Genomic DNA, 9,729 nt, shown 5'->3' with positions numbered 1-9,729 from the left:
TTCTCTTCGCGTCGGCGCGTTGCGGTGTAGCGGCTTCGTTCGAGGTAGCAACGAGCCCATCCCGGCTGACCTCAGTCGGCCGACGCTCCTATCCCGCATATCGCTATGAGCCTTGGCTCTCAAGGCCATTTTCTTTGGGTTACTTTTCTTTTGGGCCAGCAAAAGAAAAGTGACTCGAGCGCCGGCAGGGGATCGAAACGCCCGCCGCGTAGGCGGCAACCTAGCGGCGGCATGGCAACCGAAGGCACCCTCTCTTATAAGAGCCACAACCATGCAGCCCACCGCGAAAGGCCATCGCGCACTGGGTGCGCTCCTACAAGGGCGGGAGGTGGGCGCCGGTGAACCCAGGGACGCCCGCATGGGCGCCCGCCCCCAACTCGGCTATACTGCGCGTCCGCCGTGCGAAAGAGGCCATGCCTCCACGCCCGTGCATCGCTCATGCGCCCGTAGCTCAGCCGGATAGAGTAGTGGCTTCCGAAGCCATTGGTCGGGGGTTCGAATCCCTCCGGGCGCGCCAGATCCGAGAAGCCCTTCCCGGCAACGGGAAGGGCTTTTTTCGTTCCCGTCGGTGCCCAAGGACTGACGGGTCATGGCCGTGAAAGGCCTGGCGCCGGACCGCGCTTCACGCCGCGCCGAACCACTTGGTGGTTGAATTTTGCACAGCCGCGACAGAAGCTATATATTAGAATGATCGAATATATGAATATGTGACGATCCCATGCATCCCTGGTTGCTCTCCGCCATCGGCGGCGCTCTCATCGGACTATCAGCCATATTGCTGATGGGGGCGCTTGGGCGTATCGCGGGCATCAGCGGCATCGCGGGCGGGCTGGTTACCGGCGCGGGCGATCGGGGCTGGCGCGTGGCGTTCGTGGTCGGCTTGGTGGCGGGGCCGCTGCTGCTGTCGTGGTTGCACGGCGACAGCGGAATCGGTGCGCCGCTGGTGTCATGGCCGTGGATGGCGCTCGCGGGCCTGCTGGTGGGTTTCGGTACGCGACTGGGCGGGGGCTGCACGAGCGGGCACGGCGTGTGTGGCATCGCGCGGTTCTCGCCGCGTTCGCTGCTGGCGACAGTGGTGTTCGTATTGACTGGCGTGGTGACGGTATTCGTGATCCGGCATCTGCTGGGAGGGGCCGAGGCATGAAGATCTGGATGGCCTTGCTGGCTGGCGTCGTGTTCGGTGTTGGCCTGAGCCTGGGCGGCATGACGCAGCCGGCCGTGGTGCTCGGCTTCCTCGATCTGGCCGGCGCATGGAATCCACGCCTGCTGTTCGTGATGGCGGGTGCGGTGGTGACGACCGCGATAGGCTACCGGCTGGTATGGCGCGGACAGCGGCCCTGGTTCGATGCATCGTTCCAGTTGCCTGCCGCCCGTCGTGTGGATGCGCGCCTGGTGCTCGGCGCCGCCGTTTTCGGCATCGGCTGGGGCATCGCCGGCTATTGCCCGGGGCCGGCGCTGGCATCGCTCGGCGCCGGCTTGCCACCGGTGTTCCTCTTGGTTGCCATGATGGTGCTGGGCTGGTGGCTGGCGGCGAGGTTGCCGGCGCGCAACAAGGATGCGAAGTGAGGGCCGACTCCATGAAATCACCGGAAGTGAAAGCGTTCTTCGACGAATCGACCAATACCTTCAGCTACGTGGTGTGGGATCCGGCCACGCGCAAGGCGGCGGTGATCGACAGCGTGCTGGATTACGACGCGGCGTCGGGGCGTACCCGACACGACTCGGCGGATGCCATGATCGGCTTCATCGAGTCGAACGGCCTGGTGCTCGAATGGGTGATCGACACCCACGTGCATGCGGACCACCTCTCCGCGGCGCCGTACGTGAAGTCGCGCCTGGGTGGCAGGCTGGCCATCGGCGAGCACATCTGCGAGGTGCAGCGCGTGTTCGGTGAGCTGTTCAACGCGGAACCCGCCTTCCAGCGCGACGGCAGCCAGTTCGATCACCTGTTCAAGGACGGCGAACGTTACCGGCTGGGCAGCATCGATGCCGTGGCGCTGCATACGCCGGGGCATACGCCGGCCTGCATGACGCACGTGATCGGCGATGCCGCCTTCGTCGGCGACACGTTGTTCATGCCCGACTATGGCACGGCGCGCTGCGATTTCCCCGGTGGCGACGCGCGTACGTTGTATCGCTCGATCCAGCGCATCTTCGCGCTTCCGTCGTCGACCCGGGTCTTCCTGTGCCACGACTACAAGGCGCCGGGACGCGACGTGTTTTCCCACGAGACCACCATCGGCCAGGAGTTGAGCGGCAACGTGCATGTGCGCGAGGGCATCGATGAAGATGCCTTCGTGACGTTGCGGGAGAGTCGCGACGCCACCCTGCCGGTACCGCGCCTGTTGCTGCCTTCCGTGCAGGTGAACATGCGCGCGGGCCAGTTTCCGCCGGCCGAGGACAACGGCATCGGTTATCTGAAGATTCCCCTCAACGCTTTCTGATCCGGTACGTGCGATGACCCGCTCCGTGAAAGTTGCCGCCACGCGGCGTCGCAAGCCCGCATGGGACATGGCGTCCATGCAGCGCCACGCCGATGAGGCCGTGGCCGTGCTGAAGGCAATGGGCAGCCAGAACCGGCTGATGCTGCTGTGCGAACTGCTGGAGGGCGAGCGCTCGGTCAACGACCTGGCCTCGTCGCTGGGCCTGTCGCAAAGCGTGGTGTCGCAGCACCTGTCGCTGCTGCGGCGCGATGGCCTCGTTGCCGGCCGGCGCGAAGGACAGACGATCTATTACGTGATCAGCGATGAGCGTGTACATGCATTGATGGCTCGCTTGTTCGAGCTTTTCTGCACAAGCGATTGAGCCGACCGCCGTCGCGCCGATCGCCGGGCCCTCTCCCCGGAGGGAGAGGGCGCTCCAGGGCGATCAGTGGTGCCGGATCTCTTTCTCGAAAGCCTTGACCTGCTTGTCGGCCTCGTCGCGCGCTATGCCATAGCGCTCCTGCAACTTGCCGGAGAGGTATTCGGCGTTGCCTTCGGCAATCTTCAAATCGTCGTCGGTGAGCTTGCCCCAATGCTCTTTCATCTTGCCGCTGAGCTGCTTCCAATTGCCCTGGATGGTGTCCTGGTTCATTTGGTCTTACCTCATGAAGGGTGGAAGGGACGCAATGCGCATTGCGGTGTCGATTCGAACAGCGCCGCGGTTAAAGCGGTGTTGCCGCCGTGTCGCCGAACAGTCTTCGCGTTTCCGGCAAGCGTCGCGTTCGCGTTACGTCGACATCAAAGATGCGTCGATGAAGTCTCGGCGACTGGGCGACACCCCGGCGTATCGCGCAGGGGTTCGCGGGACCGAAGCAACGATGGCGGCGATTGGGCCGTCTCCCAACAGCAAGGAGGGTCACGTCATGGCGTTTGCATTGCGCAGAGGGGTGGGGCGTACCGGGTGGTTGCTGATCATCTATGGCGTGATCTCGATCCTGTTCGGATTGAGTGCGCTGCTGTGGCCGGGTACCACCGTGGTTGCGTTGGCTTGGGCGTTCGGCGTCATGTCGCTGGCGGAAGGCATCGTCAGCGTGTTCGCCTTGTTCAATCGGGATGTGGCGATCTCGCGGGGCTGGCTGGTGCTCTACGCGCTTGCCTCCATCGTGTTCGGCTTGCTGGCGATATGGCATCCGCTCGCCGTGGTGAGCGTGCTGCTTATCTTCCTCGCGATCTGGCTGATCGTCGCGGGCATCTATCGCATCGTGTTCGCCATCCGCGTGCGCAAGGAAATCGAAGGCGAATGGATGATCGCGTTGAGCGGCGTGCTGGCGATCCTGCTGGGCGGGCTGTTCGTCGCCTATCCGGGGGCGGGGCTGCTCACCATCGCGATCTGGATCGGCGTGGCGGCGCTCGTCTATGGCTTCCTCCAGCTTGCGGCCGGCATCAAGCTGCACAGGGTGAAGGCAGCGCTTTGAGGTGTCGGCTGGAAAAGGAAAAGGCGCCTTCCGGCGCCTTTTCCATCACGCGGCGAGGGAGCCCTCAGCCTTGCACCACGAAGGCCTCGCTGGCGACGGTGCGGCCATTGAGCGAGATCTCCACCCTGTATTTGCCTTGCGGCCATGCATTCGGGTTCTCGACCTTGAAGGTGGTGACGGCGGGGCCGGTGGTGGCAATCGATTCGCTGGTGGTGCTGAAGGGTTGTTCCTTGCCTTCCACGTAGCTCCACTTCGCATTCAACGTCGCATTGTCGGTGTTGCCGGTGGTGGCGACGCTGGCGTAGATGTCCTTGTCCTGCGGCTTGAAGCTGCGTTGTTCGCGGCTGATCGCCAGCGATGCGTCGACCGCGCTGCCGATCGTCACGGACGTGACCTTGATGTTTTCCCCGGCCTTGATGCTGGCGGATTTGCCGGACGTGCTGGCAGGAGCGGGCGTCGTGGTAGCGGGTGCCGGCGCGGTGCTGCTGGGCGCAGGAGCCGGCGGTGTGGTGGACGTCGGCGCCGGTGCGGCCGGCGCAGGTGCGCTGGCGGCAGGTGCGCCCGGTGGCGGTGTATTGGTTTCCTGCTCGCCGTTCTTGCCGCACGCGCTGAGCATCAGCAGGCCGGCAAGGGTCGCGCAGTACAGAGCGGTGTTGCGTGCCTGAATCTTCATGACTGACCCCGTGGCTGGTGGCGGAACACACACCCGACCGGCGAAGCCGATTGCCGGGCGCCTCGTACGAGACAGGCTAGTCCCGTGGGACTGAAGCCCCGGTTACTGAGCGTCTCACGCAAAACATGACTGTCACGGCTGCAACAAGTGAACGCGGTGTTATTGCCGTGCGCCGCGCGGATTGCCGGGCATCTCCATGCCCGTGCTGCGGAAGGGATTGATGTCCAGCCCGCCGCGCCGCGTATAACGCGCGTAGACGCTGAGCTGCTCCGGCCGGCAATGGGCCATCACGTCCACGAAGATGCGCTCCACGCATTGCTCGTGGAATTCGTTGTGATTGCGGAACGAAACGAGGTAGCGCAGCAGGCCCTCGCGATCGATGGGCGCACCACGATAGCGAATCTGCACGCTGCCCCAATCCGGCTGCCCGGTGACGGGGCAGTTGGAGCGCAGCAGATCCGACACCAGCGTTTCCTCCACGACGGGTTGCGCTGCATCGGCCGTGAGGTAGTCGGCGCGCGGCGGGCCGTAGTCGCTGATCTCCACGTCCAGGCCATCGATGGATTCGCCGGCCAGATCGGTGGTGGCGTGCCCTGCTGCGCGCGGCTCGGTCAGCAGCACCTGCACGGGCGCGCCCGCGGCGGCGGAAAGATCGCGCAGCAAGGTGGCCAGCAACGCATCGGTGCCCGCGATGCGCTCCTGCGAGAAGCCGTTGAGATAAAGCTTGAACGACTTCGACTCGATGATGTTGGGCGATTCGGCCGGCACGCGGAACTCGGCCAGCGCGGCCACCGGCTTGCCGCGGGCATCCAGCCAGGACAGCTCGTAGGCGTTCCAGATGTCGATGCCACGGAACGGCAGGGGGCCGGCTACGCCGATCTCCTCGCGCTTGGCGCGGCGCGGGATCGGAAAAAGCAGGGCAGGGTCGTAGCGGTCGGCGTAGACGGTGGTCTTGCCGAGCGGGGAATGTTCGGGGGTGCTCATGCCTTCATTCTACCGCCCCCGGCCCCAGGGCACCGGTTGGGCCGCTCCGACCATGACGATTGGCCCGGTTCACCCGCCGATACGGTTCCTATAGTGTCCGGTGCAGATTCTGGGGAGCTTGAGGAAATCGCCTGATGAAGAAACTCGTCCTGGCCGGCCGCGTCGCGGCGGGCCTGCTCGTGGCCGGCGCCGTTGATGCGCCCGTATTCGCCGACGGCACGGACGCCGCCTTCGACCCCCAGGCGCTGTTTGCGCCGCTCTCCCTGCCGGATGGGGCCAACGCGATCCGCGGGGGCTCGGGCAAGCCCGGCCCGCTGTTCTGGCAGAACCGTGCGGACTACGCCATCCAGGCGGACATCGAGCCTGCCACGCACACGCTGCGCGGCGATGAAACCATCACCTACACCAACCACAGCCCCGACGCGCTGGACGTGCTGTGGGTGCAGCTGGACCAGAACGCCTACCGCCGCGACTCGCGCGGTTCGCTCAGTTCACCGCGCCCACGCAAGGATTTCACCGACGGTTACCAGCTCGACGCGGTGGAAGTGGATGGCAAGCCGGTGCATTTCCTTGTCGACGACACGCGTCTTCGCGTGGACCTGCCGCGGGTGCTTGCGGGCAACGGCAAGCAGCTGAAGCTGCGCATCCGCTACCACTACACGGTGCCGGGCACCTGGGGCGGCCGCACGGCGGTGACCCCGACCAGGAACGGCGACATCTACGAAATCGCGCAGTGGTTCCCGCGCATGGCGGTGTACGACGACCTGCGCGGCTGGGACACGCTGCCTTACCTCGGTTCGGAGTTCTACCTCGAATACGGTGACATCGACTACGCCGTGACCGTGCCGTGGAACTACGTCGTGGCCGGCTCCGGCGCGTTGACCAATCCCAAGGACGTGCTCACGGCCGCGCAGCAGCAGCGCCTCGCACAGGCGGCGCAGAGCGACGCCACGGTGATGATCCGTACGCCGCAGGAGGTGAACGAGCCGTCCAGCCGTCCAAAGCAGGACGGCACGCTCACCTGGCGCTTCCACATGGATCACACGCGCGACGTGGCGTTTGCCGCATCGCCCGCGTTCGTGTGGGACGCCGCGCGTATCAACCTGCCCGGCGGCAAGCACTCGCTGGCCATGTCGGTGTATCCGGTGGAAGGCGTGGGCAAGGACAAATGGGACCGCTCCACCGAGTACGTGAAGGGCGCGATCGAGCACTTCTCGTCCAAGTGGTATCCCTACCCCTGGCCGGCGGCGGTGAACCTCGGCGGCCACGGCGCGGGCATGGAATATCCGGGCATCGTGTTCGACGGCTATGACGACAAGGGGCCGATGCTGTTCTGGATCACCGCGCACGAGATCGGCCATACCTGGTTTCCGATGATCGTGGGCTCGGACGAGCGTCGCCACGCGTTCATGGACGAAGGCTTCAACACCTTCATCGATGTCTACGCCTCCGATGCGTTCAACAGGGGCGAATTCGCACCCAAGCGCGACAGCGAGTACGCGCCCAAGGGCGGCAACCCGGTGGACGAGATCCTGCCCGTGCTGGCCGACGCGAACGCACCGACGCTGATGGCGCCCGCCGATTCGGTGTCGGAGAAGTACCGCCACTCGGTGAGCTACTTCAAGGGCGCCCTGGGTCTCGTGCTGCTGCGCGAGCAGATCCTCGGGCCCGAACGTTTCGATCCTGCGTTCCGCAAGTACATCGCCACGTGGGCGTACCGCCATCCATCGCCGTCCGATTTCTTCCGCTTCATGAGCAGCGAGGCGGGAGAAGACCTTTCCTGGTGGTGGCGCGGCTGGTACCTCAACAACTGGCAGCTCGACATGGGCGTGACGGCCGCCAGCTACGTCGACAACGATCCGGCCAAGGGCGCGGTGGTGACGCTGGCGAGCAGGCAGAAGCTGGTGATGCCGGCCACGCTGCGCATCGATTTCGCCGATGGCACGCACCAGGACGAGCGCGTGCCGGTGGAAACGTGGCGCCAGGGTGCGACGCCGAAGCTGGCGCTGCATACGGACAAGCGCATCGGCAAGCTGACACTCGATCCGGATCACAGGCTGCCTGATGCGGATCGGGGCAACAACAGCCTCACGATGCCCTGAGTTCCTTGGCGGCTTGCCTCATGCATTGATTCCTTTGCTCGTCATCCCGGCGCAGGCCGGGATCCAGTTTCCTCGGTATTCGGTCATTGCGAGAGCTTCGTGAGCTTAATCGCAATAGCCATACGGTATCGCTACTGGATCCCGGCCTGCGCCGGGATGACGGCAAAAGCAAGAGCGAGAGGTTGCGCGCTCATGACGCCACGACAAAGCCATACGAGAACCGACCAGTGACCACCAAGCCATCTCTTACGCTCTCGCGTCGCCACGCCATCCATTCGCTTTTCTTCGCCGTCATGCTCGCCTCGGGCGCGACGGCTTCCGCCCAAACCAACGCCCCGGCGCGCTGGCAAACGGAAGCCAGGGCCGTCACCGTCATCCGCGACGATTGGGGTATTGCCCACGTGCATGGCAAGACCGACGCGGACGCGGTGTTCGGCATGGCCTATACGCAGGCCGAGGACGACTTCAATCGCGTCGAGACCAACTATCTCAACGCGCTCGGCTGGCTGGCGCAGGCAGAGGGCGAGAAGGCGATCTGGTCCGATCTTCGCCAACAGCTGTGGATCGATCCCGCCGAGCTCAAGCGCCTCTACGCCAAGAGCCCGGTCTGGCTCAAGGAGCTGATGAACGCCTGGGCCGATGGCCTCAACTACTACCTCGCCACGCATCCTGACGTGCATCCGCGCGTGATCACCCGTTTCGAGCCGTGGATGGCGCTGAGCTTCAGCGAGGGCAGCATCGGCGGCGACATCGAGCGGGTCTCGCTGAAAGATTTGCAGGCGTTCTATGGCAAGGCCGACGACAAGGTCGCCTTCGTCGACACGCCGTCGAGCTGGATCGAGCCCACCGGCTCCAACGGCATCGTCATCGCGCCCAAGCTGACCGCCGACGGCCACGCGCTGCTGCTGATCAATCCGCACACCTCGTTCTTCTTCCGCTCCGAATTGCAGATGAGCAGCGACGCCGGGCTCGACGCCTACGGCGCGGTGACCTGGGGCCAGTTCTTCATCTACCAGGGTTTCAACAAGCACATCGGCTGGATGCACACCTCGACGACCGCCGACGTGGTGGACGAGTTCGCCGAGACGATCTCGCGCGACGGCGGCAAGCTGAGCTACCGCTACGGCAAGGAACAGCGCCCGGTCACCACGCGCGAGATCCGCGTGGCCTACCGCAAGGCCGACGGCTCGATGGGCGAGCGCGCGTTCACGACCTACGCCACGCATCACGGCCCGGTGGTGCGCGAGCAGGACGGCAAGTGGATCGCCACGGCGCTGATGAACAAGCCGATGGAGGCGCTGGAGCAAAGCTGGTTGCGCACCAGGGCCAGCGACTTCGCCAGCTTCATGAAGATCGCCGAGCTCAAGGCCAACTCGTCCAACAACACCATCTTCGCGGACGACAAGGGCAACATCGCGTACCTGCATCCCCAGTTCATCCCCAGGCGCGACGACCGCTTCGACTACACCAAGCCCGTGGACGGCAGCGACCCCGCCACCGACTGGCAGGGGCTGCTGCCGCTCGACAGCGCGCCGCGCCTGCTCAATCCGGCCAACGGCTGGATCATGAACACCAACGACTGGCCGTACTCCGCGGCCGGCGCGTACAGCCCCAGGCGCGAGGACTATCCGCGCTACATGGACAGCGTCGGCGAGAACCCGCGCGGCATCCACGCCACCATGGTGCTGGGCGACAAGCGCGACTTCACGCTGGCGTCGCTGATCACCGCGGCGTTCGACTCGTATCTGCCGGCGTTCGCGCGGCAGCTGCCGATCCTCATCGCCGACTACGACAAGCTGCCTTCCAGCGATCCGCTGAAGAAGAAGCTCGCCGGCCCCGTCGCCTTGCTGCGCGGCTGGGACTATCGCTGGGGCATCGCCTCGATGCCTACTTCGCTGGCGGTGTTCTGGGGCGACACCCTGTGGGACAAGGTGGACAAATCCGACGTCTCCGAAGGCCTGTCGGTCTACGACATCATGGCGGAGCGGGCAGGGCCGAAGGCGCGCCTCGATGCGCTGGCGGAAGCGGCCGACCGGCTGGAGAAGGATTTCGGCAGCTGGGGCGTGCCTTGG

Annotated in this window: 10 protein-coding genes and 1 tRNA gene; 8 read left to right on the top strand and 3 right to left on the bottom strand. The window is 65.2% G+C overall.

All coding sequences use genetic code 11. The features are described 5' to 3' along the window. Positions 1–440: 440 nt before the first annotated feature. The 5 genes from JMF82_RS20980 to JMF82_RS20960 all read left to right on the top strand — a co-directional run bounded on the left by JMF82_RS20980 (position 441) and on the right by JMF82_RS20960 (position 2,805). Positions 441–517, top strand: a tRNA-Arg gene (locus JMF82_RS20980). A 201-nt stretch (positions 518–718) separates the two neighbouring features. Beyond that, positions 719–1,144 carry a YeeE/YedE family protein gene (locus tag JMF82_RS20975; RefSeq protein WP_201316467.1) on the top strand — a complete coding sequence of 142 codons (426 nt, stop codon included), beginning with the start codon at positions 719–721 and terminating at the stop codon, positions 1,142–1,144. After that, positions 1,141–1,566, top strand: a complete 426-nt coding sequence (locus tag JMF82_RS20970; RefSeq protein WP_201316466.1) for a DUF6691 family protein — start codon at positions 1,141–1,143, stop codon at positions 1,564–1,566. The genes JMF82_RS20975 and JMF82_RS20970 overlap by 4 nt, the downstream gene beginning before the upstream one ends. A gap of 11 nt (positions 1,567–1,577) precedes the next feature. Then, on the top strand, positions 1,578–2,444 hold the full coding sequence (locus tag JMF82_RS20965) for an MBL fold metallo-hydrolase (protein WP_201316465.1): 867 nt from the start codon (positions 1,578–1,580) through the stop codon (positions 2,442–2,444). Between the two features lie 13 nt (positions 2,445–2,457). Continuing rightward, on the top strand, positions 2,458–2,805 hold the full coding sequence (locus JMF82_RS20960; protein WP_236585613.1) for a metalloregulator ArsR/SmtB family transcription factor: 348 nt from the start codon (positions 2,458–2,460) through the stop codon (positions 2,803–2,805). A gap of 63 nt (positions 2,806–2,868) precedes the next feature. On the opposite strand, the gene JMF82_RS20955 is transcribed toward JMF82_RS20960, so the two are convergent. Next, positions 2,869–3,075, bottom strand: a complete 207-nt coding sequence (locus tag JMF82_RS20955) for a CsbD family protein (RefSeq protein ID WP_201316464.1) — start codon at positions 3,073–3,075, stop codon at positions 2,869–2,871. A 34-nt stretch (positions 3,076–3,109) separates the two neighbouring features. Here JMF82_RS20955 and JMF82_RS20950 point away from each other — a divergent pair, with 34 nt between their 5' ends. Further along, positions 3,110–3,898 carry an HdeD family acid-resistance protein gene (locus JMF82_RS20950; protein ID WP_307838001.1) on the top strand — a complete coding sequence of 263 codons (789 nt, stop codon included), beginning with the start codon at positions 3,110–3,112 and terminating at the stop codon, positions 3,896–3,898. A gap of 64 nt (positions 3,899–3,962) precedes the next feature. On the opposite strand, the gene JMF82_RS20945 is transcribed toward JMF82_RS20950, so the two are convergent. After that, the gene (locus tag JMF82_RS20945) at positions 3,963–4,571 is read right to left on the bottom strand and encodes a hypothetical protein (protein ID WP_201316463.1); all 609 of its coding nucleotides are present in this window, start codon (positions 4,569–4,571) and stop codon (positions 3,963–3,965) included. Between the two features lie 159 nt (positions 4,572–4,730). Then, positions 4,731–5,555, bottom strand: a complete 825-nt coding sequence (queF, locus tag JMF82_RS20940; RefSeq protein WP_201316462.1) for an NADPH-dependent 7-cyano-7-deazaguanine reductase QueF — start codon at positions 5,553–5,555, stop codon at positions 4,731–4,733. Positions 5,556–5,689: 134 nt separating this feature from the next. On the opposite strand from queF, the gene JMF82_RS20935 reads away from it, so the two are divergent. Together JMF82_RS20935 and JMF82_RS20930 are read left to right on the top strand one after the other, a co-directional pair. Continuing rightward, positions 5,690–7,657, top strand: coding sequence for a M1 family metallopeptidase (locus tag JMF82_RS20935; RefSeq protein ID WP_201316461.1), 1,968 nt, complete (start codon positions 5,690–5,692; stop codon positions 7,655–7,657). Positions 7,658–7,950: 293 nt separating this feature from the next. Beyond that, positions 7,951–9,729 (top strand): penicillin acylase family protein (locus JMF82_RS20930; RefSeq protein WP_201316468.1); only part of this gene is annotated, 1,779 nt, incomplete at its 3' end.

Source organism: Dyella sp. EPa41 (genome assembly GCF_016586165.1).
GTDB lineage: Bacteria > Pseudomonadota > Gammaproteobacteria > Xanthomonadales > Rhodanobacteraceae > Dyella.
This window is presented reverse-complemented; position numbering and strand designations above follow the sequence as displayed.